Here is a 23459-nt window from a genome sequence, read left to right as displayed (position 1 = left end):
TTTCCCACTAAATTTCATAGCAAAATTCATGGCGAAATTTCACTCGCTCTCGTAAATCATTTCGGTGCCATTAAATTCAGCAAATGCGCGCGGGAATAGATACTCGCCACGAAAAAGTGGGGCATTGACGCTTTGGTATTTTGGGGTAAAATTTGGATAAATTTTAAAAATTTCACGCTCAATTAGCGTCGTGCAGTATAAATTCGGCTCGTTTTTTTCAGCCAAAACAAACTCCTCGCCCACGCGCAAATTTAGCGAATTTATCAAATTTCGCTTCTCTTGTGCGCTTAAAAAATTTATCCTTGCTACGCCAAATTTACGCGCACGAGATACAAACTCATCTAGCGAGCTTATCACGACGCTGTTTTGAGCGTATCGCTCATCGCTGATTGCGTGCAGGATTTGTGTCGGCGCAGTATCTATCACTACCCCCACATGCGAATACTTCCACTCGCTCATTTGCGCGATTAGCGCGCTATCAAACTCATCGCCTAGGCGAAAAACCAGATCGCCGGGCGCTAAATTTGGCAAATTTGTTAAATTTTGCAAATTTAGGGTTTGAAATTTTAAGCTTTTATCTTGGAAAAATTGCGGTAAATTTTGGCGGATTTGCGGGATTTGCACCGCTAAAAAAAGCGCAAATCCCAAAAAAATAAAAAGCGAAATTTTAAATTTCATAAACTATCGCCATACTACCTTCCAATCGCCTTGATGATTTTTGCGTACCCTGGCGTCAAGTTCTTCGGTAGTGCCGTCGCCAAAGGTGATTTTGACCTTCATTCTGCCAGCGTCTTTGCCGATATTTTTATCGGTGATTTCGATTGTTTTGCACCCTCCGCGCCTCATAGCGTCTCTTGTGGTGGTGCCTGACATCGAGTCTAGCTTGCTCTCTACCTTGCGCTTTGTGGCCTCATCTTTCATTTGGCTTTCGCTTAGATACACTAGGCTCGCGCCTTTTTCGATATCTCCTTTGCACCCTACCGAATCGACATAGCTTTTTACCACTTCCTCAGGACCTTCGCCACAACCCACAAAAACTAACATTATAATCGCTGAAAATAACCTTTTCATCGCTACTCCTTAAAATTTAGAAAATATTCACCTTCCACTCGCCTTTGTGATTTTTGCGCACTTTCATCATATCATCTATCGTTTTGCCGTCTTTAAAAACTATCCGCACTTTCACCGTGCCAACATCCTCGCCGAGATTTTTATCTACGATTTCAATCGATTTTAGACCGTTATGTTTTTTGGCTACTTGCATAGCCTCACCTACCAACATACCCACTTTGCCCTCTAATGCAGGCTTGACACTTTCATCTTGCATATCTTCTTTGCTAAGATAAATAAGGCTTGCGGCTGTTTTTGTATCGCCAGCATACCCTGCTTCCAAAAAGCCCTTTACCGTATCATCGACACTACCGCCACCGCAACCGATTAGAAAAAACATAGCAAAAAACGCTAAAATTAGCTTTTTCATACTCTCTCCTTAAAAACTGATTTCTTTGATATCGGCGATTTTTTTGAACGCATTGTAGATTTGACCTACATTTGCGATACGATTTGCTCGCACAGCCTTGTCATCTACATTTATCATTACTTTTTCAAAAAACATATCGATTTTATCTTTCAAGCCAAAAAGCGCATTTAGGTAAGCCTCAGGATTGTTTTGGCTCACGCTAATCGCCTTGAACGCCGAATTTAGCTCGCCCTCAGCTTCGTTTTGGAAAAGCGCTTCATCGACAGCACCGATTTTTTCATCTTTTATGATATTTGATAGGCGTTTGAAGGTGTCGAAATTATCCTTAAATTTCTCATCTTTTGAAATTTTATCCAGCGCCATAATCGCGCTACCAAGAGCCTTTATATCATCTTCGCCGCTGTTTAGGCACGCTTTTATAATAGATGGATTGACATCGTAAATAGCATAAAGTCTATCTTTGATAAAATCCAACAATTTATCGCTATCAAGCCCAGAATATTGCACCGCTACATTTTTAACCAACGCCCCCAAATCCAAATTTAGCCCCAAATTTTGCACGATTTTGATAATTCCAGCGGCCGCGCGGCGCAGTGCGTAAGGGTCTTTGTTTCCGCTTGGAATTTTATTTATGCTAAATAGACCTGCTAGGCTTTCAAATTTCGTAGCAACCCCCACGAGCGACGAAAACACGCCAGTAGGAAGCTCGCTGTCCTCGGAATTTGGCAGGTATTGCTCATAAATCGCACGAGAGATTAGCTCGTTTTTGCCCGCATGCGCAGCGTAGTAGCTTCCCATAATGCCTTGAAGCTCGCTAAATTCGCCCACCATAGTGCTAAGTAAATCCGCCTTGCTAAGCATTATCGCCTCTTCTAGCGCGCTAGTATAATCCCCGCCAAACTCGGCTCTTAGCTCTTTATCCCAAAATTTAGCAATCTCTTTTGCGACAGAGATTTCACGGACTTGCTTATCATAAATCGAGCCAAGCCCGCTTAGATACGAAACGCTTTTTAGTTTTTCTGGATTTAGCCCTGATTTTAGATCGCTTTGCCAAAAAAACATCGCATCGCTCAGTCTTGCGCGCAAAACTTTCTCATTTCCACGCACGATTAGGCTGTTATCATCGGTGATTGCATTGCTTGCGACGACGAAATGATTGCTTAGTTTGCCATTTTTGAAAACTGGGAAATAGCGTTGATTTTCCTTCATTGAAGTGATAATTACCTCTTTTGGCACAGCTAAAAACTCAGCCTCGAAACTGCCAAGTAGCGCGGTTGGGTGCTCGGTAATGGCGACAACCTCGCTTAGCAAATCCTCGTCGATTTCGATTGTAACGCCATTTGCGCTCTCGATTTCTTTAAATTCGGCTAGAATTTTTTCTTTGCGTTTTTGCGCGCTTAAAATCACGCCGTGTTTTTCCAAAAGCGCAAAGTATTCCTCTGCACTAGTAAATTTCACCTTTTCATAACCAAAACTTCTGTGCGGGAAAAACGCTAGCTCACTTTTTACGCCGTAAATTTCAAACTCCACGCTATCATTTCCTAGCAAGCAAGCCACACTTCGAAGCGGGCGGATAAACTCAAATTTGCCCTCGCCCCAGCGCATAGCTCTACCGAAATTTAAACTACCCAAAAACTCCTCAATCATCGCACCTAGCACGCTTTTGCTAGGCTCGCCTTTTTGCACGCTCTCAAAATACAGCACCTCTTTGCCATCTATTTCTTTGAATTTCAATTCACTCTCGCTAATTCCACATTTGCTAGCAAAGCTTAGCGCAGCCTTGCTCCATGCGCCGTCTTTTAGGGCGACTGATTTTGGCGCACCAGTTTGCACGATTAAGCTGTCGCTTTGTGTGCTAGCAAAATTTTCGTGGCAGATGACAAATCTGCGAGGGGTAAATTCGAAGCTAAATTCGCTTTGCAATCGGTATTTTTCCAAAACCGCACTCCATTTTGGCGCAATGTTTTTGTATTCCTTCAAAAACGGGATTGCTGGGAGTTCTTCGACTCCAATTTCAATAAGTAATTTCATTTTTTTCTTCCTTTTCTTGATTTCGTTTATTATTTTTTTCTATCATTTGTTTGTTAAACCCGATGACCAAAAACGCCATAAACAGCACAAATGCGGTCATCATAAGCAGATGTATCATTGAACTATAAACTCCTTTTGCTCATCATAAATCGTAAAATACGCATTGTTAAATTTTGCGTTTTTTTGATTTTTGATTTTGCCTTTTTTGGAATAAATTTTATATTTTCGCCCATTTACCACGATTTGCCCGTCCGTCACATCGCCCCAAATTTGCGCTACGACATCGCCAGGGGAGATTGTGTGATAGTTAATCTCTTTTAGCGTGTATTTTTCGATACTGCCGATATTTCCGTGGTTTTTGAGGATTTTTGCCTCGCTAAGCTCGAATTTTTTCCTATAAATTTTAGCTTTTTGCACGACAAGATCTAGCCTATCGCCCACGCTAACGCCACTTAGCCCATACACAAACACGCCCTTGCTACCTTGCGAAATCGCGCTTCCGTGCTTGTCAGTGTAGGTTACGACTGCGTTTTTTAGGATAAATGGGGCAGAATTTACATCGCCGTAAATTTCAGAAATTTGCGCCTCTTTTAACTCTAAATTTGGGTTTTGCACGGCTAAGCTTTTGGGTTTGTTTGGCGAAATTTTTTCACTGCTTAAAACAAAGCTAAGCGCGATATGATCGGAGCTTTGTGCCACGCTTTCGGCCTTAAACGAGCCTTTTTTATAGCCAAATTTTGCCTTGCCAAAAAAATCATCGCTAAGTAAAATATGATCTAGCAAAGCCCCGCTATCGTGGGATTTGCACGCGATTAGTTTATTTGCGAAGCAGACATTATCACTCCACAAATCGACAAATTTGCCCTCGCCCAAAATTTCGTTTAAAAGCGAATTTTTGCCAATGCCGGTGTTAAAATCACCCAAAATCACGCTATTTTTTTTGTTTTTTATGATTTTTGCTAAAAAATCAAAACTCTTTTTTCTATCCCCGATAGGATTGCGTGCAGAGAGCATGTGCAGGGCATAGACGCTAAATCTCGCCCCCTCAAACTCAAAATCCGCTCTTAATATATCACGAGTTTTGACACTACTCATGCGGTAATACTCGCTCGAAATTATCGGGATTTTTGATAGCACCGCCACGCCAGCTGGGGCTGATTTGGGGTTTGAAAATCTGTAAAATTTATAATTTGTTTTGTTGGCTAGACTTTTTAACACGCTTTCATTTTCAATCTCTTGAAGTGCGATTATATCGGCGTTTATCTCTAAAATTTCGCTCGCAATTTTATTTAATTTTTCTTTATATTTTGTCTTGTTCCATTTGCCAGATTCTAGGCGGAAATCCTCGTATTCGTTGCCGTTGTTTTCGCCGTCAAAGAGATTTTCGACATTGTAAGTGGCGATTTTCAGCTCCGCGCCAAAGAGTGCGAGTGCGACAAAAAGTAGGGCTAAAATTCGCAAATCTCGCTCCTAAAATCAAATTCGCCCAAATTTTGGCGAATCGCCTCATAAGTAATAATGCCCACGCTCGTGGCCAAATTTAGACTTCGCCCAAGCGCAGTCATGGGAATTGTTATACAATTTTCACGATTTATTCTCATTATATCAAGTGGCAAACCATGACCTTCTGCGCCAAAAAATATAAAATCATTTTTTTGAAATTTTGCCTCGTAATAGAGCTTGTTTGTCTTGGTCGTAGCGAAGAAAAATCGCTCTTTGTGCGCTTCGTTTGCCGCGTAAAATTCGTCCCAGCTCTCCCAAACTCTCAAATCCAAATTCGCCCAGTAATCAAGGCCGGCTCTACGCAAATGCTTGTCATCGATAACAAAACCAAGCGGTTTGATTAGGTGCAATCTACTGCCACAATTCACGCACATGCGCCCAATCGAGCCTGTGTTTGTGTGGATTTCGGGATTTACTAAAACGATATTAAACATCAAGCCTTCCTCATTAATTCAAATCGATAATTTTACTAAAAACTCTATAAATTTACGCTTTTTTGCGGGAATTTTCTTTGAATTTAGCGCGAAATTTAACCAAATTTTGCCTTCAAAATTTCTCTTATCTCATCTCTTTGACAGCGCCAGATTTCATTTGCGATTTCTTTGCCCTTAAATCCGTCATTTATAACAGCTTCGCTTCCTACTTTTGAAGCGAATTTGCGCTCATATAATTAATCATTATGGCGGCAAGGATATCACTCTACAATACTTTTTTATCTTTCCATCATAAATATTTCCCACAAATCTTGCGGAATAAGTTCTCCTAGCGTTTTTTCATCTGGCACATCAACATGTCCCCAACGCCCACGCCATACTTCCCAAGTTAGAATAAAGATTGTATAGGGAAATTTATATGTTTTGGGATTTTTGGAAAGGGTGATTTTATTTATATAGTTATTTCTATCTATTTCATCTATCTCTTTAATTATTTCTGGTGAGCATTGTTTTTTAACCTCTTCCGGAAAGCGGTCTTTATCTGTATATACTCGAATGCCGTATTTTGCAATCGCTTCTTTGCAAGATAATGGCGGTTCATAATTAAAATAATTTCCATGAGCCAAATAATAGCTTACAATTTTATTGATTTGTTCTTCATTTAAAAAATAAGCGGTTAGATTGCCTTCCAGCAAAATAGGTTTTTGTGGATTTTTAACATCATATAAATCGCAATCATTAATTCCGTAACCTTTAAGACAAGATAAAAAGTATTTGTCATCACCGTGATTAAAATATCTTGAATCAATTCCCATACCTTCAATAATTGGTATATTTTCTCGGTCTAATAAAACCGCTTTTTTTGGATTGGTAATATCATAAATTTTGCAATAATCAACCATATTTCCATCTTCCATAACGCAAATTTGGAAATATTGTTTGTTGTTTTTACTAAAATATTTGTAATTTTGACTGAAATAATAGCGATAGTTATCTTTATATTTGTAATCGTATGCAATCGACTGACGAATATCTTGCTTCTGACAGTCTTCCATATCGCTTTCGTTGCCAAAAGCGTAATGACAAAATAAATTTTCTAACTCTTTATTTAGTGCGGGTAGATTAGTTTGCACAAATTCGACATCATAGTCTTTTTCATGCTTATAACTTACTACTTTGGCTTCTAATGGGTTATTTGTAGAAGCATTTTCTGCCATTGCCAATATAGGGGCAGATAAACATAAAACAACGCTTAATAAGTATTTTGATTTCATATCTAAAACCTTTCCAAATTAAATGTATAGTGCGTAAGGTAATCCTTGCCCACCAAATTTTTTGCATTTATTAAATTTTATCATTTTTTATCCTTTGCTTAACCATTTTGGTAGCAAGTATGCCCACCCTACTGCGATTGTTTGCAATGACGACAAATTTACAAATTAAAACTTGCCAAATATTTTTTGATTTCATCTTTTTGACGGCGTTTGATTTCATTTGCGATTTCTTTACCTTTAAATCCGTCATTTATAACGGCTTCGCTTCCTACTTTTGAAATAAATTTTTGCTCATACACTCCAAGTTTTTTAGCGCGATTTATGCGAGTTTGGTTATACGCACCCAGCCACGAATTTATCGGCATTTGCAGTGAAATTTGCATTAGTTTTTCATCGTTAATTTTTTTATAAAACGGCTCGATTAAAATGCGCTTAAAATGCGAATTTAGCTTTAAATTTTCTAAAATTTGCTTTTTGTCTAAGTTTAGCAAATTTAAAACAGCGTATAAAAAAAACGCCTCGTCGCTTACAAATTTCCGCCCATTATCGATAAAATTTGCGATTTTTGCGCACCGCTCCCGCGAAATTTGCACACCAAAAATTTTCTCAAACAGCCCCAAATCGTGTAAAATTTTTAGCCCCAAACCCTGAAATTTAGCCCTAAAAAGCTTGATTAGCTCAGCGCAAATCCGCTCCACACTCAAATCAGAAGTATCGATTTGGCGCATTAATTCCAAACTTTTTGGCTCGATATCGAAGCCAAACCGCGCCGCAAACTGCACCCCACGATACACTCTTAGGCTATCTTCGACAAAGCTTTTTTCATCGACAACGCGCAAAATTCGAGCCCTTAAATCATTTAACCCGCCGTAAAAATCCAGCACCTCGCCACTAAAAATATTTATCATCATCGAATTTATCGTAAAATCCCTGCGCCTAGCACCGATTTTTTCGTCATTTGCAAGGGATACTTCAAAGGCTTTGTGCCCCACTCCGACCTTGTTTTCGGTGCGAGGCAGAGCAATGTCGAAATTGTGAAATTTATAGACGAAAAACTGCTTTCCAGTCCCAAGTGCGCCAAGCTTGCCCATAATTTCGCTAAATTTTTGCGGATTTATATCATAAACTTCGATGTCGATGTCGCCGCTTTCGCGCCCCAAGAAAAAATCGCGCACGAAACCGCCGACAAAATACGCTCTTTTTGTGTGTTTTTTAAGAAGATCAAAAATAGCGATAAAATCGCTATTTTGATAGATTTTCAAGTCTGTTTTCGATACTCGCAAGTAAAAATTCCATAAATTTCAAATTCAGCTCGACCCTAGCCTCGATATCTGCGCTATCGAAGGAATTTAGCCCCTCAAAAAGCACCAATATCCGCTCCCTAACCGCGCTTAAAAACGCCACCTCATCGCTATTCGCGCTAGCCTTGCTTTTAGGAGTATTAAAATTCATCTCGCTAAAATTCAAGCTATCATCATCGCCTAAATTTTGCGCAATCTCGTCGCTGTTTAAATCGGCGCTCAATTCATCATTTGAGTGCTCGATAAACTCAGCAAAACTCACCGCGCTAGCAGAATTTTGCGAATTTCCCTCGTCCGCAGAATTTCGCGCGCTAGTATTTTTCAGGCTAGCTAAATTTTCTGCGCCACTATCGCCTGCTAAAACGCCCAAATTTTGCGAATTTTGCACCTGTTTTTGCGCTTTGATTTCGCTTTTTACAGCGTTAATGATATCGTTAAATTCGTTCTCATAATCCATTTATTAGCCACCTTTTAAGCTCACGATTTTTATGCCCGCCAGGACTTAGGAAAATCTCGCTCATTTGCATATTTACACCGCTTTTTATCCTGTGATTTAATCTCACTCTGGCAAATGCCACCCTCGCGTCGCTGTCGTTTGGATCTACGCGCAAGAGCGTGCGAGCAAGTGCCAAAGCGCCGTAAAAATCATCCTCACGCTCCATTTTTAGGATTTCTTCTATCGCTTCGCCCATTTTACGCCCAGATTAAAATTTATGCGTATAATCGCTGATAATAGAGCCAATTTCGCTTGTCGAGCAGATCTCTTTGGCGTCAAATTTCGCTATATCTTTGGTGCGGTATCCATCTCGCAAGACCGATTTCACCGCGTTTTCGATACACTGCGCCGCTTCGGCCTCATTAAATGCGTATCGTAGCATCATCGCAGCGCTCATTATAGTTGCGATCGGATTTGCGATTCCTTGACCTGCGATATCAGGCGCAGAGCCGTGAATCGGCTCGTAGATTCCTACCTTGCCACCGATACTTGCACTTGGCAAAAGTCCAATCGAGCCACAAATCATACTCGCCTCATCGCTTAAAATATCGCCGAATAAATTCTCGGTTAGCAATACATCGAACTGCTTAGGATCGCGCACGAGTTGCATTGCAGCGTTATCGACATACATTTGCTCGATTGAGACTTCTGGGTATGATTTTGCCACCTCTGCAACTACTTCGCGCCAAAGTTGGCTAGTTTCTAGCACATTTGCCTTATCGACTAGGGTGATTTTTTTGCCCCGTTTCATCGCTGCTTCAAAGGCGATTTTCGATACTCGCTCGATCTCTTCGTAGCTATAAACCATAGTGTTAAATGCGCTTTTTTCGTGTTTTTCGCGTGGTTGTCCGAAGTAAATTCCGCCCGTTAGCTCGCGCACGACCAAGATATCCACGCCTTTGACGGTTTCTGGTTTAAGAGTGGAAGCGTTGATTAATTCATCAAAAATGATTGCCGGGCGCAGGTTTGCAAACGCACCAAGCTCTTTTCTAAGTTTTAAAAGTCCGCTTTCAGGGCGCAAATGTCGCGCTAAATTGTCCCATTTAGCCCCGCCAATCGCTCCAAAAAGCACAGCGTCGCTTGCTTTGGCGGCATTTAGTGTCTCATCAGGGAGTGGAACGCCGAAAATATCGACAGCGCAACCGCCCATTAAATGGTAGTCGAAATTTAACTCAAAGCCAAATTTATGGCTCACACTATCTAAAACCTTAACCGCTTCTTCCACGATTTCAGGGCCGATTCCATCGCCTTTTATGACGCAAACATTATAAGTTTTCATAAATTTCCTTAATTATTTCATTTGAGATTTCGCATAATTTATCGCGCCACCTGCATTTAGCAGTTTTTGCATAAATGGTGGAATTGCGCCGAATTTATACTGCGTATTTTGGGTCAAATTTTGGATTATTCCCTTATCCAAATCGATTTTTAGCTCATCGCCTTCGTCAATTTCATCAGTTTGGTCGCACTCTAAAATCAAAAGCCCCATATTGAAGCTGTTGCGATAAAAAATCCTAGCGAAATTTTTCGCGATTACGCACGAAATACCTGCCGCTTTTAGCGCCATTGGAGCGTGCTCTCTACTGCTGCCACAACCAAAATTTTTACCAGCTACGATGATATCGCCTTGCGAAATTTTGTTATAAAAATCCTTGTCAGCGTCCTCCATAATGTGCTTTGCAAGCACATCTGCATCAGATGTATTCAAATATCTAGCCGCGATGATGATGTCCGTGTCGATATTGTCTGCAAACTTCCATACTTTTGCCATAATTTTCACCTTTTCAGTTTTAAAATAAACTTTTAATTTTAGCAAAACTTAGATTAAATTTAAATCAATTTAGCCAAAAAACAGCGTATGAATTTTGCAAAATTTTAAAAATTCAGCCAAATTTTAAATTTTAAAATTTTGCCCTAAATTTGGGAATTTTTTATAAATTTAAGTTTTGCTTTATAAAATTTGGGTATAATTAAAGGTTATTTTTGCAGACAAGGAGATTTGATGGCAGTATCAGCAAAAGAACTTAACTCTACGCTTGAACAATTTTTTGAAGAAAACCAAAAAAGCTATATAACCTTTGAAAGATTGATTAAATTTTTCGATATAGCTCCAAAGACAGCTGTCGTAAAAAAAATCGAAACTCTTATCAAAAAATACGATGTGGAGCTTATTTCGGCTGCTGAAATTTCAAAAATCCGAAATATCGAGGACGCAAAATTAAAAGAAGCTACCCAAAAAAGGCTACTTGACGAGGGCTGGGACGATGATTTTGATATCTCAAATGATGTCGAGCTTTTGGAATGGTCGCGCTCTGATAGCCCAGTGCGTATGTATCTGCGCGAAATGGGGCAAATCCCGCTTCTGACCAAAGACGGCGAAATAGAAATCAGCAAAAAAATCGAGCTTGGTGAGGATATCATCATCGATGCGTTTTGCTCTGTGCCATACCTAATCGACTTTATTTTGGATTACAAAGAGCCTTTAATCAACCGCGAACGCCGCGTAAAAGAGCTTTTTAAAAGCTTTGATGATAGCGACGAAGAGGGAGCCGAGGACGAGGAAATCGACGATGATTTTAGCGATGATGAGAGCGAGGACGAGGAAAAAGAGGTCAAAAAAGCCCCTAAGAAAAACGACAAACGCACTCTAAAAGTCATCGAAAGCTTCAAAGCCCTAGACAAAGCCAAAAAAGAGTGGATGAGATTTGCCGAAAAAAACGCCGAACAAATCAAAGATAGCAACGACACACTATCTAAGCTAAATTTGGCATTTAAAAAGAAAATTTTAAAAGAAAAGCTTATGGATTTGGGTCCAACTAGCAAATTAATTACCGAAATCGTAAAATCAATGGAAACAGCCCTTAAAAGCGACGCAGGGTTTGACAAGGAGCTAAAACGCCTAGAATACAAGCTTCCAATGTTTAGCCAAGAACTTCGTGAAAACCACGAAAAAATCCTAAAAGACATCACAAAACTAAGCAAAGAAGATATCATCGCCCGTGTGCCAGAAGCGACCATGGTATCGACTTATGTGGATATCAAAAAGCTATTTTTGACAAAAGAGGCAAGCAAAAAAAGCTTCAACTTAGAACCAGAAAGATTAAAAGAAATTTTAGAGCAAATCAAGCGTGGCAAACGCATAAGCGACAACGCAAAAGCGCGCATGGCAAAGTCAAATTTGCGCCTTGTCGTCAGTATCGCCAAACGCTACACAAACCGCGGTTTGCCGTTTTTGGATCTAATCCAAGAGGGAAATATCGGACTTATGAAGGCTGTGGATAAATTCGAATATCGCAGAGGATACAAATTTTCTACATACGCCACATGGTGGATACGCCAAGCCATATCGCGCGCAATCGCCGATCAAGCCCGCACAATCCGTATCCCAATCCACATGATTGAAACGATTAATCGCATAAACAAAATCACACGCAAATATATCCAAGAAGGCGGCAAAGAACCAGATATCAATGTCATCGCCGAGGAAGTGGGACTTAGCGTGGATAAGGTCAAGCAAGTCATCAAAATCACAAAAGAGCCAATCAGCCTAGAAGCGCCAATCGGCAACGAAGACGACGGCAAATTCGGCGATTTTGTCGAGGATAAAAACTCAATCTCACCAATCGAGCAAATTCTAAAATCAGATTTAAAAGAGCAAATCGACGATATTTTAGAGCAGTTAAACGATCGCGAGCGCACGGTGATTCGCATGAGATTTGGGTTGTTAGACGATGAGAGCGACCGCACCTTAGAGGAAATCGGCAAAGAGCTAAATATCACAAGAGAGCGCGTGCGCCAAATCGAAAGTTCTGCGATCAAAAAGCTAAAACACCCAAAAATCGGTCGCAAACTCAAAACATACATTGAATCTTAAAATTTAAATTTCGCCCTTTTTGGGCGAAATTTTACTCCGTCTTATGAGCAAATTCGAAATTTTTAAATCCACAATACCGGTTATGTTAGGCTATATTCCGCTTGGAATCGCGTTTGGAATTTACGGCATTTCGCAGGGATTGGAGTTTTGGGTGATGATGATAACTAGCCTGCTAGTCTATGCAGGGAGCGTGGAGTTCGTGCTGGTGGCGTTTATCGTAACTGGCGCCTCGCTGATAGATACCTTTATCATCTCGTTTTTGCTAAATTTTCGCCATTTTTTCTACACAATGTCGCTCATCGACGAACTGCGCGCAATCCCACGCAAAATTTATCCCATTTATGCGCTTACTGATGAGACATTTGCCCTGCTTAAAACTCGCGTTTTTTTAAGCGATGATGAGCGCAAAAATGGCATTAGCGAGCAAAGAGCGCGCGAGCTGGGGCTGATTTATAATCTCACGGCTGTTTTTAACCACTCGTATTGGATTAGTGGTGTGGCGATTGGATCGATCCTTGGAGCTAGTTTAAATGTCGATTTTAGCGGGGTTGAATTTAGCCTTGTGGCACTTTTTGCGATGCTAAGTTACGAAATGTTTAAATCAAACCCGCAGCATAAAATTTTGATTTTTAGCCTTATTTGCGCGTTTGCGGGGCTGTTTGTATTCCCTGTGAAATACTATCTTTTTGGCACACTGCTTTGCGCAATTTTTGCGCTTTTAGCATTTCGCAAATTTTTCGAAAGGCCCTAGCAATGGAGATTTTCGCATATATCGCAATGGCTAGCATAGCTACCGTGCTAACTAGATTTTTGCCGTTTTGGCTCTTTAAAAAAAAGAGCAAAAACCCCACGCTCGTGTATCTGCAAAAAAACTCTGGGCTTGTGATTATGATAGTGCTTATGATTTATGCGCTAAAAACTATGATTCCAAAATTTAACGAAAACGGCGAAAATACCGCATTTTTCGCCACTATTTGCGGGCTTGTGTTTTGTCTGGCGCTCTCGTTTTTGGCACACGCTAAATTTAGAAATTCACTGATTACAATCGCAGTTCCGACGCTTTTATACACGATTTTTCTGCGATTTATATGAATTTTAAGATAAATTTCGCTAAATTTAAAAGTTAATTTTTTATTTTAAAGAAGGTTTAAGCTTTATGCAAATAATCACAAACTTTATCCAAAATTTTGCCAAAAAATATGCTAGTAAAACAATGCAAAATTCACTTTATAATTCCCTTAGAATCGACATTTCTGACCAAAATATAAAAAAAATCCCCGATCCAGCGAAAAACTACATGCTCTACATGCATGTGCCATTTTGCCACACATTTTGTCCGTATTGCTCTTTTCACAAATACGCCTATGACAAAGACGCCTGCAAAGCCTATTTTAGCGCGCTTAGAACAGAAATGCGTCGCACAAAAGAGGCGGGATATGATTTTAAAACACTTTATGTCGGAGGTGGCACAACCTTAATCGACGAAGACGAGCTTTTACGCACATTGGAGCTTGCAAAATCGCTTTTTAATATCGAGGAAATTTCATGCGAAAGCGACCCTAACCACATCGACCCTGCCTCGCTAGCAAGGTTTCGTGGGCTAATCGATAGATTAAGCGTGGGCGTGCAAAGCTTCGATGATGAAATTTTGCGCAAGGCTGCGAGATATGAGAAATTCGGCAGTGGCGAGGTTTTGCGCGAAAAACTAAGCAAGGCGGTTGGGGTGTTGCCGATTTTAAGCCTTGATTTGATTTTTAATTTCCCTTTTCAAACAAAAGAGAATTTACTCCACGACATCGCTATGGCAAAATCCGTAAATCCAGAGCAAATCACCATGTATCCGCTAATGAAATCACCTCTAATGCGCGATCAAATCGCGCGAAATTTAGGTATAAGCAGTGTGGATAACGAAGAGGAATTTTACAAAATAATCTGCGATGAATTTAGCTCGTGGCACAAAAACAACTCATGGGCGTTTGCGCGAAAAAGCTCAAATATCGCCGATGAGTATGTGGGCGCAAACCACGAATATTTGGGCATTGGAAGCGGTGCGTTTAGCTTTTTGGACGGCAGACTTTTGATAAACGCTTTCAACCTAAGCGATTATTCAAATCGCATCAAAGAGGGCAAAAGCACAGTGATTGCCACATGCGATTTTAGCGATAGCGAGAGGGCAAAATATATATTTTTGACCGAGCTTTTTAACGGCGAGATTGACATGGCAAAATTTCAGAGCGCAAACGGCATAAATTTACGCAAAGAGCTAGGGCGCGAAATCTCGCTACTTAGGCTTTCAAACGCAATCCGCGTAGAAGATGGCAAAATCACTACGACGCAGTTTGGAAAATATCTTTGCGTGATTTTGATGAAGGAGTTCTACACTGGCATGGATAAGGTCAGAGCGACCTTCAAAGATGACGCTAAAATCAAGCGCGCAAAGCATATCGCGATTATGGAAGAAGAAGTGCAAAATGCGCAACAAATTGCTTAAATTCGCTCAAATTTTAAACCAAATTTAACGATTAAAAAGGTAAAATGTGCGCAAAATTTTAATCCCAAAAGGTAATTTATGTTAAAAGACATATTCTTGTTCGCTGGTAGTTTATTTACTTACGACCACACTTTTATTTATCTATTTTATTTCTTTTTAGTAGTTGCTATCATTATAGCTATTGCGATTTTTTCTACTCGCTCACTTCAACTCGTCCCACACGGTATGCAAAATATCGCTGAGGCTTATGTCGGCGGTGTTTTATCTATCGGCAAGGACACAATGGGTAGCGAAGAAAGAGCTAAAAAATATCTCCCACTTGTAGCAACTCTTGGTTTGGTTGTATTTTTAAGCAATATTATCGGTCTAATTCCTGGTTTCGAATCCCCTACTTCTAGCCTAAATTTGACACTTTCTTTGACACTTTGTGTGTGGTTTTATTACCATTTCGAGGGTATTAGAGAGCACGGCGTCGTGGGATATTTCAAACACTTCATGGGTCCAGTAAAGGCTCTTGCGCCATTTATGTTTATCGTCGAGCTTATCTCGCACTTCGCGCGCGTTGTGTCGTTATCTTTCCGTCTTTTCGGAAATATCAAGGGTGATGATATGTTCCTTTTGGTTATGCTTACGCTATTCCCTGCACTCGTGCCTATGGTGCCTTATGCGCTACTAACCTTTATGGCGATTTTGCAAACTTTCATTTTTATGGTTCTTAGCTATGTTTATCTAGCTGGCGCCGTAGTAGTTGATGAGCATTAATTTTAAACGCAATTTTTTATACTTTTTGGTAGGCGCATCGTTCGGACTGATTTTCGTCGGTGCGTTTATCTTTTTTTCATATCCTGCATTTTATTTTTTAGGTCTTAAATTTCTGCTACTTTGCACAGCTCCTGGGGTCGTGTGTGTCATCATCACCTGCCTTTTAGTCGATTTGCTCGATCTAAAAGAGCAATTAGAAAACAAAAAGTAAAATTTAGCCTCAAATTTTGCCAAATTTTGGGCTGAAATTTCAAAATTTAACCGATTTCAAATTTAATTAGTAGTAAAATCACAGAATTTTGTTTTAAAGGTAAAATTTATGTTTGAAACCATAATCGGACTTGAAGTTCATTGTCAATTAAATACAAAAACCAAGATTTTTTGCTCATGCGCCACTAGCTTCGGAGATAAGGCAAACACCCATGTTTGCCCTACTTGCCTAGCCTTGCCGGGCGCACTTCCTGTGCTAAATAAAGCAGCTGTTATCAAAGCCATAAGCTTTGGCACCGCGGTCAATGCGACCATAAATCGCAAGTCGATTTTCGATAGAAAAAACTATTTCTACCCTGATTTGCCAAAAGCGTATCAAATTTCACAATTTACAATCCCTATCGTCGAAAACGGCGAGCTTTTTATCAATATCGACGGAGCGCAAAAGCGCATAGGTATCACGCGCGCGCACTTAGAAGAGGACGCGGGTAAAAACAGCCACGAAAACGGCAGAAGCCTAGTCGATCTAAACCGCACTGGCACGCCGCTACTAGAAATCGTAAGCGAGCCTGATATGCGTTCTAGCGATGAAGCTGTGGCATATCTTAAAAAACTGCACTCAATTTTGCGCTTTTTAAATATCAGCGACGCAAATATGCAAGAGGGCTCTTTCCGCTGCGATGTCAATGTCAGCATTAGACCAAAGGGCGATGATAAGCTCTACACTCGCGTTGAAATCAAAAATTTAAATTCATTTAAATTTATCCAAAAAGCCATAGAATATGAAGTTGGACGCCAAATTTCAGCTTGGGAAGATGGCAAATACGACGAGCTAGTTTATCAAGAAACTAGGCTTTTTGATACGAATAAATTTGTAACCAAATCAATGAGAAGCAAGGAAGATAGCGCAGAATATCGCTATTTCCCTGATCCTGATTTGCTAACTGTGATAGTCGATGATGAGATGATGAAAGAGGGGCAAAATATCCCTGAACTGCCTGATGAGAAAAAAATTCGCTATGTCGAAAAGCTTGGTATCAAACCAAAGGACGCAGAAGTCATCATCTCAACCTATGAAAATGCGAAGTATTTCGAGGATTTGATTAACGCAGGGCGCGAGCCAAAACTATGCGTAACATGGCTAAATGTCGAGCTAAACGGCCGCCTTAAAAACGGCGTAACTATCGAAAACAGCCCTGTTGATAGCGCGAAAATGAACGAGCTTTTATCTCGCATTGAAGACGGCACAATCAGCCAAAAAGCAGCAAAAGAGGTGCTAGATTTTTTAATGGAAAACGATGAGAGCGTTGATAGCGTCATAGAAAAACTTGGCTTAAAACAAGTTAGCGATGACGGCGCGATAATCGCTATAATAGACGCAGTTTTAAACGCAAACGCAGACAAAGTCGCAGAATACAAAAGCGGAAAAGATAAGCTTTTTGGCTTTTTTGTAGGTCAGGTTATGAAAGAAGGCAAGGGAGCGTTTAATCCGGCAAAGGTTAATGAGCTTTTGAAGGCGAAACTCTAAATTCCCAGACTTAAACGGATTAAATTAAAAATTTCACGCTTTTTCGCTCACGCACGATAAATGCACCACTCTTAAAAGCGTGAAATTTTTTAAATTGAAACCAAAGTGAGAAAATTTGGATATTAACGAACTAGAAAATTTAAGAATAAAAATTTTAAAAGAAATTCATAAATTAAAAATAAAATATTTTTTATATACATTGTTAATCCCTATTATACTTATTTCTTATAATCAGCTTGCGCTTGGGATTTTTAACTTAGCTTATAAGCAAAATCAAAAATTTGATATTACCGTTGCTATAAATCCTACAATAGATGTTATTTCTGTCATAGTTTTTGCAATATTTCTTACTTATATATATCTAAGAGATGAAAGAAAATTTATAATAATGAAGGAAATGTTTTTTTTATTTTTACCTTATATATTATTGTTTGGGTTAGCACAATATACCAAAGTAGATTTTCCATATATTACTGCGATATATCTTACTTTATTTGCTATGTTTGTATCGTATTTGGCGTTTTTTAACCTAGCAAAAAACGATAAGATAGCAGAATACAAAAAAGCATTTAAATTAAAATATTTAAAGCCTATGTTTTTAAAAGAAGGGTATGAGTATGAAACCAAAGGAAATATCAATTTAAAATTTATAAGAAATAGTCTAATTTTTGGCACGAAAGAAATTTCGGGTGGCGATGATAAAATCAGCGGGAAAGTCGATAATATAGAATTTGAACTATCCGATATAATGGTGCATAATAGTATAAATTTTTCTACTTTTGGCATATTTTTTTATGCTGAATTTAACAAAAAAGTTAAATTCACGACTTTTATAACAACAAAAAAATATAAATTGCAAGATTATGGTTTTGTAAGCGATAAAATCACTATGGACGATACAGAATTTAATAAATTCTTTGATGTATATTCAAATGATGTGCAAAATGCAATGTATATTCTAAGTCCCGCTTTTATGCAGCGACTTACACAATTAAGACAAATTTTTAATTCTCCTATCATAGTAAGTTTTTTCAAAAGCAAAATTTATATTTTTATTGACACCAAAAAAGATAGTTTTGAGCCAAATATCGATATAAGCGCCACTCAAACAGCAACAACTATAATAAAAGAATTTGCAAATTTTTTATCGATAGTAAAAATACTAAATTTAAACACCAAAATTTGGAAAATTTAGCTTTAATTATCACACACATATAAATATTACTCTCAATCTTTATTTTTCACAAAAAATCCAAATTTTGATTATTTTTTTATCAAATTTTGGGTAAATTCGCATGTTTATTTTAAATTTGGAAGTGAATTTATGAAAATAGCAATCATCGGTGCAGGTAAATGGGGAAGTGCGCTTTGTGGCGCGCTAAGCGAAAAAAACGAGTGCGTCATCACCTCACGCACACCGCGAAATTTGCCAAATTTCGTCAGTATCGAAGAAGCCTTGGATTGCGAAATGCTAGTATTTGTCATCGCCGCTCAGCACACGGCGGAGTTTTTAGCCCATAATTTCACAAACAAAAACCAAAAAATCCTAGTCGCCTCAAAGGGCATCGAGGCTAGCAGCGGCAGGTTTTTAAACGAGATTTTCGAGCGCCACACGAGCGCGCAAAACCTCGCCTACCTCTCAGGCCCCTCATTTGCGAGCGAAGTTACGCGCAAACTGCCTTGCGCCCTCGTGGTAAGCTCGGCAAACCTCGCCCTCGCCGAAGCGATTGCAGGCCTTTTCCCACCATACATGAAAACCTACGCCAGCACCGATGTCATCGGCGCAGAAATCTGTGGCGCGTATAAAAATGTCATCGCCATAGCCAGCGGGATTTGCGACGGGCTGGGGCTAGGCAACAACGCCAGAGCCAGCCTCATCGCGCGTGGAATCGTCGAAATCGCACGATTTGGCAAGTTTTTTGGCGCGCAGGACGACACATTTTTGGGTCTTAGCGGGGTTGGCGATCTGTTTTTGACCGCTTCTAGCGAGCTTTCGCGCAACTACCGCGTGGGGCTAGGCTTAGCTAAAAACAAAAGCTTGGAGCAAATTTTAAGCGAGCTTGGCGAGGTCGCAGAGGGGGTATATACTGCGCGCGCAGTCGAAAAAATCGCCAAAGAGCGTGGGATTTACACGCCGATTTCGAGCGAAGTAGGCAAAATTTTAGACGGAAAAAATGTCAAAGAGAGCCTGCAAGATTTGCTGAAAAAACACTAAAATTTAGTGAAATTTTAAATTTCGCTTCGCAAATTTTAAGATACTGCACCGAAATTTCGCTTTTAAGTGTCATTGCGAGCGAGTGAAACGAGCGTGGCAATCTACAAATTTTAAATTCACAGCCACCAAAATGGCAAAATTTTACGAAATTCCACGCTAAATTTAGCCAAATTTCACACTTTCCAAATTCTTGTATTTAAATTTAGAGTTTTTACGATAGATAAAAAGTGCGAAAGTTCGCGTTTTATGGTAAATGCAGGATTTGCGCGCAAGACGCTTTTATCGATGTCTGGCTCAAAATTATCCTTGCCCGTATCTAAAAATATGTAAATTTTATCTCCCGCAAAACTAACGCTGATTGGGAAATTTAGCCGTCTTTTTAAATCCAAAAGTCGCTTCATAAACGCAGGACTTAAAATATACATTGCATTTTGCAAATCATTTGAATAAACGCTAAATTTAGCGTTAAATTCGCTATTATCCATTGTGATTTGTTTTAGATTTTTGGTATTATCAGAATTCCTGTTTATTGGGAAAATAAAAGTTTTAGAATTTATTTTTTTATTAAATGTCGCATAGAAAAATATTCCCCAAATTTCGTATGCTTGGTCGCTTTGAAAATTTTGGTGAAATACAACATCACACATTTCAAATTCAACACCATCAAATTCGCCATAAATTCTATCATTTGAATTTATCGGCTTATTAAAGCCGAACAATTTACTATTATGTATATGAATAAAATTTAAATTTCCTTCTGGGTCATAGTTATATCCAAGCTGTTTTATATATGGATATAAAAATTTCATCTTAAAAGACCTGTTATATATTTTTGATTTTTTATCTTTAATATAACGCATAACCGCTAGATAAGAAAGAACCACAGAAATTATCGTAATAATAAAAACGGTAAAATATGGAGCATTTTTGCTACCATTTTCTATTATAAATTTTAATAAAAAAATTGTAACAAACATAGTAATAACCATTTTTAAACCACCGAATTTATTAATATCTATAAGTTTAAATAGAGAAAATAGCATAGGATAAAAACCAAAAAAGCAAGATAGAGAAGCCCAACTTTCAATATTCCTGCTAACATTTGATAAATAAAGTAAAAAAACTAGTAACGGAATTATAAAAGTCCCCAAAATAACAAAAGGCTTTAAATTATCAATTTCCTTTGAAGTATTTTTTCTTAAATTTTCTAGTTCGTAAATATCCAAATTCTTGCCTTAAATTTAAAATTTCACTAGCTCTTTATCTCGTGAGCGATACACGGCGACCCTATCCCAGCCAAATGCCCTAGCCTTGCGCGTCAGCTCATCGTATCCAAAGCCCACTTGTGCCACAGCGTGCGCATCGCAGCCAAAGCTAATATCCACACCCGCGCTCGCAAACTCAGCCAAAAGCGCGTCGCTTGGGTAAATCTCGCCTACCATTTTGCGAAGTCCAGCGGCGTTTAATTCTAGCGTGATACCGCTTTTTTTCACAGCTTTTATAGCCTCGCGCGCTAATATCCTAATATCCTTTTTAGGGGTAAATTTAAAAATTTTAATCAAATCAAAATGCCCCAAAATGTCGAATTTACCGCTATCACACAGCGCGCAAATCAGCGCAAAATACTCAGCGTAAATATCATCAATATCGCGCTCGCTCCACTGCGCGATAAATTCCTCATTATCAAAGCCCCAATTATCCAAAAAATGCACCGAACCGATTAAGTAATCGCTTCTGCGCGATAAAACTCGCTCATCTATAAGCGCACGATTTCGCATAAAATCCACTTCATAACCGGTTAAAATTTCGATTTTATCCCCAAATTTCGACCTTGCTTCATTTATCATACGCTCATATTCACTCATCTGCGAAAAGCTCATACGATACTTTTCGTCGAAATTCATCGGCGCATGATCAGCAAATCCATAAATATCAAACCCCAGCTCGCACGCTCTTTGCACATACTCGCAAACGCTCCCACTAGCGTGGTTGCAAAGGGTTGTGTGGTTGTGTAAATCGACCTTCATTTTGCTTCCTTAAAATATTTTTTTGCTAAATTGTAGTAAAATCACGCTTTAAAAAATTTTATAGGATTATTTTTGAAAAAACCAGAACTTCTAAGTCCAGCAGGAAATTTAACCAAACTAAAAATCGCCCTATCTTACGGCGCAGACGCTGTATATGCGAGCACGGGGGCGTTTTCGCTTCGCCAAAGAAGTGCAAAGGAATTTGATAAAACTAGCTTTGAAGAGGGCGTCTGTTTTACCCATAAAATGGGCAAAAAAATCTACGCCACGGTAAATGGATTTCCCACAAATGTCCAAATCGACACTCTCTCACGCCACCTTGAATACTTGCAAGATTTGCGTGTAGATGGGATTTTGGTCGCGACCCTTGGCGTAGCGCGTTTGGCAAAAAAATTCGCCCCAGATATTCCGCTACATATCTCGACCCAAGCAAATGTCCTAAACTGGCTTGACGCGCAGGTTTGGAGCGAGCTAGGGGCTACGCGCATAGTAGCGGCGCGCGAAATGACGCTAAAAGACGCTGTGCTAATCAAAGAGCATTTGCCAAATTTAGAAATCGAAATTTTCGTGCATGGCTCGATGTGCTTTGCTTACAGCGGGCGTTGCCTAATCAGCGCGGTTCAAAGCGGACGATTTAGCAACAGAGGCAGTTGCGCGAACGATTGCCGTTTCAAATACGAAATTTACGCCAAAAATAGCGACAATAACGCCCTATTTCGCCTACAAGAGTGCGAGGGAGAGGGCACTTACATAATGAACGCCAAAGATCTCAAACTAGCTAGCCACGCCGAAAAAATCCTCCAAACAGGCGCGATTGATAGCTTCAAAATCGAGGGTCGCACCAAAAGCGAATATTATGTCGCATGCGCCACGAACGCTTACAGACGCGCGATTGATGACGCAGCCAGCGGTAAATTTGAGCCTGAGATTTACGAAAGCGAGCTAGCGACGCTGAAAAATCGCGGTTTTAGCGACGGATATCTCATCAAACGCCCTTACGAGCGCAACGATACGCAAAATTTAAACACAAGTATCGAGGAAGGCACGCACCAAGTCTGCGCTATTTCAAATGACGGCGAGTTTATCAGCGTCAAAGATAAAATCGCGCTAGGCGAAATTTATGAAATTTTCGCGCCACACGGAGCGCAAATTAAGCCTTGCCAAAACGAATTTGGCGAAATTTTTGAAAACGGGGGCAAGAAATTTATCAAATTTAGCCGTTTGATTGCCAGAAATAATAAAGAATTTAGCGAAATTCACAGCGGGAATTTAAACGAAATCAAACTTCCTGCAAATTTGCCAGAATTTAGCTTTTTAAGAAAGGAAATAAAGTGAAATTTGTATCGATAATAATGGGTTCAAAAAGCGATTATGAAATCGTAAATGAGTGCGCAAAAATCCTAAAAGAATTTGGCGTGGCTTATGAAATGATAATCAGCTCCGCTCACCGCTCACCAAAACGCACCGCCGAGTATGTCGCAAACGCCGAGAAAAAGGGCGCGCAGGTCTTTATCTGTGCTGCTGGCATGGCAGCTCATTTAGCAGGAGCTGTGGCAGCAAACACAACCAAACCTGTGCTTGGAATACCACTTGGTGGAAGCGCGCTAGGAGGCATGGACGCACTATATGCCACAGTGCAAATGCCAGGCGGTATCCCAGTAGCGACCCTAGCTATCGGCAAAGCAGGAGCCAAAAACGCAGCATTTTTAGCCGTGCAGATCCTAGCCCTAAGCGATGAGAGCTTAGCTGCAAAACTGCTTGCAAACAGAGCGCAACAAGCAGAAGCATTACAAAAAGATTCGCAAAGTATCGAAATAATTTTATAAAGGAAAG

At 39.7% G+C, this 23459-nt stretch carries 26 protein-coding genes; 11 read left to right on the top strand and 15 right to left on the bottom strand.

Annotation, left to right across the window (positions count from 1 at the left end; genetic code table 11):
• Positions 1–39: 39 nt before the first annotated feature.
• From OFN98_RS00590 to OFN98_RS00530, 13 genes are all read right to left on the bottom strand, one after another.
• Positions 40–678: a YiiX/YebB-like N1pC/P60 family cysteine hydrolase gene (locus OFN98_RS00590; RefSeq protein ID WP_270874112.1), complete on the bottom strand. Its 639-nt coding sequence runs from the start codon at positions 676–678 to the stop codon at positions 40–42.
• Positions 679–681: 3 nt separating this feature from the next.
• Positions 682–1071, bottom strand: a complete 390-nt coding sequence (locus tag OFN98_RS00585; RefSeq protein ID WP_270868732.1) for a DUF4878 domain-containing protein — start codon at positions 1069–1071, stop codon at positions 682–684.
• 16 nt (positions 1072–1087) lie between these two features.
• Positions 1088–1480: a DUF4878 domain-containing protein gene (locus OFN98_RS00580; RefSeq protein WP_270858221.1), complete on the bottom strand. Its 393-nt coding sequence runs from the start codon at positions 1478–1480 to the stop codon at positions 1088–1090.
• A gap of 9 nt (positions 1481–1489) precedes the next feature.
• A complete protein-coding gene (gene glyS, locus OFN98_RS00575) occupies positions 1490–3511 on the bottom strand; it encodes a glycine--tRNA ligase subunit beta (protein WP_270874113.1) in 2022 nt (673 codons plus the stop codon).
• Entirely contained in the window at positions 3495–3629 is a 135-nt protein-coding gene (locus OFN98_RS00570) for a hypothetical protein (protein WP_270858223.1), read from the bottom strand. Before OFN98_RS00570 ends, glyS begins: the two co-directional genes overlap by 17 nt.
• Positions 3626–4972: an endonuclease/exonuclease/phosphatase family protein gene (locus OFN98_RS00565; RefSeq protein WP_270874114.1), complete on the bottom strand. Its 1347-nt coding sequence runs from the start codon at positions 4970–4972 to the stop codon at positions 3626–3628. The genes OFN98_RS00570 and OFN98_RS00565 overlap by 4 nt, the downstream gene beginning before the upstream one ends.
• On the bottom strand, positions 4960–5448 hold the full coding sequence (locus OFN98_RS00560) for a tRNA (cytidine(34)-2'-O)-methyltransferase (protein WP_270869099.1): 489 nt from the start codon (positions 5446–5448) through the stop codon (positions 4960–4962). Before OFN98_RS00560 ends, OFN98_RS00565 begins: the two co-directional genes overlap by 13 nt.
• Positions 5449–5726: 278 nt before the next feature.
• Positions 5727–6722, bottom strand: a complete 996-nt coding sequence (locus OFN98_RS00555) for a hypothetical protein (RefSeq protein WP_270874115.1) — start codon at positions 6720–6722, stop codon at positions 5727–5729.
• A 158-nt stretch (positions 6723–6880) separates the two neighbouring features.
• A complete protein-coding gene (locus OFN98_RS00550) occupies positions 6881–7984 on the bottom strand; it encodes a CCA tRNA nucleotidyltransferase (protein WP_270874116.1) in 1104 nt (367 codons plus the stop codon).
• Complete coding sequence (locus OFN98_RS00545) at positions 7965–8480, bottom strand: CiaD-like domain-containing protein (RefSeq protein WP_270874117.1); 516 nt, start codon at positions 8478–8480, stop codon at positions 7965–7967. Before OFN98_RS00545 ends, OFN98_RS00550 begins: the two co-directional genes overlap by 20 nt.
• Entirely contained in the window at positions 8470–8715 is a 246-nt protein-coding gene (locus tag OFN98_RS00540; protein ID WP_270874118.1) for a hypothetical protein, read from the bottom strand. Before OFN98_RS00540 ends, OFN98_RS00545 begins: the two co-directional genes overlap by 11 nt.
• A 12-nt stretch (positions 8716–8727) precedes the next feature.
• Positions 8728–9798 carry a 3-isopropylmalate dehydrogenase gene (gene leuB / locus OFN98_RS00535; RefSeq protein ID WP_270868739.1) on the bottom strand — a complete coding sequence of 357 codons (1071 nt, stop codon included), beginning with the start codon at positions 9796–9798 and terminating at the stop codon, positions 8728–8730.
• 12 nt (positions 9799–9810) lie between these two features.
• Positions 9811–10290: a 3-isopropylmalate dehydratase small subunit gene (locus OFN98_RS00530; RefSeq protein ID WP_270862018.1), complete on the bottom strand. Its 480-nt coding sequence runs from the start codon at positions 10288–10290 to the stop codon at positions 9811–9813.
• Between the two features lie 231 nt (positions 10291–10521).
• On the opposite strand from OFN98_RS00530, the gene rpoD reads away from it, so the two are divergent.
• The 9 genes from rpoD to OFN98_RS00485 all read left to right on the top strand — a co-directional run bounded on the left by rpoD (position 10522) and on the right by OFN98_RS00485 (position 19599).
• Positions 10522–12393 carry an RNA polymerase sigma factor RpoD gene (rpoD, locus tag OFN98_RS00525; protein ID WP_270874119.1) on the top strand — a complete coding sequence of 624 codons (1872 nt, stop codon included), beginning with the start codon at positions 10522–10524 and terminating at the stop codon, positions 12391–12393.
• Positions 12394–12436: 43 nt separating this feature from the next.
• Complete coding sequence (locus OFN98_RS00520; protein ID WP_270869104.1) at positions 12437–13144, top strand: AzlC family ABC transporter permease; 708 nt, start codon at positions 12437–12439, stop codon at positions 13142–13144.
• 2 nt (positions 13145–13146) lie between these two features.
• Entirely contained in the window at positions 13147–13485 is a 339-nt protein-coding gene (locus tag OFN98_RS00515; RefSeq protein WP_270874120.1) for an AzlD domain-containing protein, read from the top strand.
• A 64-nt stretch (positions 13486–13549) separates the two neighbouring features.
• Positions 13550–14884 (top strand): coproporphyrinogen III oxidase family protein, encoded by a 1335-nt coding sequence (locus OFN98_RS00510; RefSeq protein WP_270874121.1) that lies wholly within the window; start codon positions 13550–13552, stop codon positions 14882–14884.
• 78 nt (positions 14885–14962) lie between these two features.
• Positions 14963–15646, top strand: a complete 684-nt coding sequence (locus OFN98_RS00505) for a F0F1 ATP synthase subunit A (RefSeq protein ID WP_270858236.1) — start codon at positions 14963–14965, stop codon at positions 15644–15646.
• Between the two features lie 25 nt (positions 15647–15671).
• Positions 15672–15857, top strand: coding sequence for a hypothetical protein (locus OFN98_RS00500; RefSeq protein WP_270868743.1), 186 nt, complete (start codon positions 15672–15674; stop codon positions 15855–15857).
• Between the two features lie 108 nt (positions 15858–15965).
• A complete protein-coding gene (gene gatB, locus OFN98_RS00495) occupies positions 15966–17384 on the top strand; it encodes an Asp-tRNA(Asn)/Glu-tRNA(Gln) amidotransferase subunit GatB (RefSeq protein ID WP_270874122.1) in 1419 nt (472 codons plus the stop codon).
• A gap of 115 nt (positions 17385–17499) precedes the next feature.
• Positions 17500–18579: a DUF3137 domain-containing protein gene (locus OFN98_RS00490; RefSeq protein WP_270874123.1), complete on the top strand. Its 1080-nt coding sequence runs from the start codon at positions 17500–17502 to the stop codon at positions 18577–18579.
• Between the two features lie 129 nt (positions 18580–18708).
• Positions 18709–19599, top strand: coding sequence for an NAD(P)H-dependent glycerol-3-phosphate dehydrogenase (locus OFN98_RS00485; RefSeq protein ID WP_270874124.1), 891 nt, complete (start codon positions 18709–18711; stop codon positions 19597–19599).
• Positions 19600–19772: 173 nt separating this feature from the next.
• Here the strand turns inward: OFN98_RS00485 and OFN98_RS00480 are convergent, their stop codons facing one another.
• Both OFN98_RS00480 and OFN98_RS00475 read right to left on the bottom strand, forming a co-directional pair.
• Positions 19773–20825 (bottom strand): DUF3137 domain-containing protein, encoded by a 1053-nt coding sequence (locus OFN98_RS00480; protein ID WP_270874125.1) that lies wholly within the window; start codon positions 20823–20825, stop codon positions 19773–19775.
• 15 nt (positions 20826–20840) lie between these two features.
• Positions 20841–21626, bottom strand: coding sequence for a histidinol-phosphatase (locus OFN98_RS00475; RefSeq protein WP_270874126.1), 786 nt, complete (start codon positions 21624–21626; stop codon positions 20841–20843).
• 72 nt (positions 21627–21698) lie between these two features.
• On the opposite strand from OFN98_RS00475, the gene OFN98_RS00470 reads away from it, so the two are divergent.
• Both OFN98_RS00470 and purE read left to right on the top strand, forming a co-directional pair.
• On the top strand, positions 21699–22961 hold the full coding sequence (locus tag OFN98_RS00470) for a peptidase U32 family protein (RefSeq protein ID WP_270874127.1): 1263 nt from the start codon (positions 21699–21701) through the stop codon (positions 22959–22961).
• Positions 22958–23452 carry a 5-(carboxyamino)imidazole ribonucleotide mutase gene (gene purE / locus OFN98_RS00465; protein ID WP_270868750.1) on the top strand — a complete coding sequence of 165 codons (495 nt, stop codon included), beginning with the start codon at positions 22958–22960 and terminating at the stop codon, positions 23450–23452. Before OFN98_RS00470 ends, purE begins: the two co-directional genes overlap by 4 nt.
• The last annotated feature ends 7 nt before the right edge of the window (positions 23453–23459 follow it).

The sequence above is a fragment of the Campylobacter sp. JMF_15 NE4 genome (genome assembly GCF_027737645.1).
In the GTDB taxonomy this organism is placed as follows: Bacteria; Campylobacterota; Campylobacteria; order Campylobacterales; family Campylobacteraceae; genus Campylobacter_B.
This window is presented reverse-complemented; position numbering and strand designations above follow the sequence as displayed.

Excerpts from the sequence above, each read along its gene's own strand:
- OFN98_RS00570 (WP_270858223.1), bottom strand. The coding sequence starts at position 3,629 with ATGATACATCTGCTTATGATGACCGCATTTGTGCTGTTTATGGCGTTT.
- OFN98_RS00530 (WP_270862018.1), bottom strand. The coding sequence starts at position 10,290 with ATGGCAAAAGTATGGAAGTTTGCAGACAATATCGACACGGACATCATC.
- leuB (WP_270868739.1), bottom strand. The coding sequence starts at position 9,798 with ATGAAAACTTATAATGTTTGCGTCATAAAAGGCGATGGAATCGGCCCT.
- OFN98_RS00505 (WP_270858236.1), top strand. The coding sequence starts at position 14,963 with ATGTTAAAAGACATATTCTTGTTCGCTGGTAGTTTATTTACTTACGAC.
- OFN98_RS00475 (WP_270874126.1), bottom strand. The coding sequence starts at position 21,626 with ATGAAGGTCGATTTACACAACCACACAACCCTTTGCAACCACGCTAGT.
- OFN98_RS00555 (WP_270874115.1), bottom strand. The coding sequence starts at position 6,722 with ATGAAATCAAAATACTTATTAAGCGTTGTTTTATGTTTATCTGCCCCT.
- OFN98_RS00580 (WP_270858221.1), bottom strand. The coding sequence starts at position 1,480 with ATGAAAAAGCTAATTTTAGCGTTTTTTGCTATGTTTTTTCTAATCGGT.
- gatB (WP_270874122.1), top strand. The coding sequence starts at position 15,966 with ATGTTTGAAACCATAATCGGACTTGAAGTTCATTGTCAATTAAATACA.
- OFN98_RS00590 (WP_270874112.1), bottom strand. The coding sequence starts at position 678 with ATGAAATTTAAAATTTCGCTTTTTATTTTTTTGGGATTTGCGCTTTTT.
- rpoD (WP_270874119.1), top strand. The coding sequence starts at position 10,522 with ATGGCAGTATCAGCAAAAGAACTTAACTCTACGCTTGAACAATTTTTT.
- OFN98_RS00485 (WP_270874124.1), top strand. The coding sequence starts at position 18,709 with ATGAAAATAGCAATCATCGGTGCAGGTAAATGGGGAAGTGCGCTTTGT.
- OFN98_RS00510 (WP_270874121.1), top strand. The coding sequence starts at position 13,550 with ATGCAAATAATCACAAACTTTATCCAAAATTTTGCCAAAAAATATGCT.
- OFN98_RS00545 (WP_270874117.1), bottom strand. The coding sequence starts at position 8,480 with ATGGATTATGAGAACGAATTTAACGATATCATTAACGCTGTAAAAAGC.
- OFN98_RS00540 (WP_270874118.1), bottom strand. The coding sequence starts at position 8,715 with ATGGGCGAAGCGATAGAAGAAATCCTAAAAATGGAGCGTGAGGATGAT.
- OFN98_RS00585 (WP_270868732.1), bottom strand. The coding sequence starts at position 1,071 with ATGAAAAGGTTATTTTCAGCGATTATAATGTTAGTTTTTGTGGGTTGT.
- OFN98_RS00515 (WP_270874120.1), top strand. The coding sequence starts at position 13,147 with ATGGAGATTTTCGCATATATCGCAATGGCTAGCATAGCTACCGTGCTA.
- OFN98_RS00520 (WP_270869104.1), top strand. The coding sequence starts at position 12,437 with ATGAGCAAATTCGAAATTTTTAAATCCACAATACCGGTTATGTTAGGC.
- OFN98_RS00560 (WP_270869099.1), bottom strand. The coding sequence starts at position 5,448 with ATGTTTAATATCGTTTTAGTAAATCCCGAAATCCACACAAACACAGGC.
- glyS (WP_270874113.1), bottom strand. The coding sequence starts at position 3,511 with ATGAAATTACTTATTGAAATTGGAGTCGAAGAACTCCCAGCAATCCCG.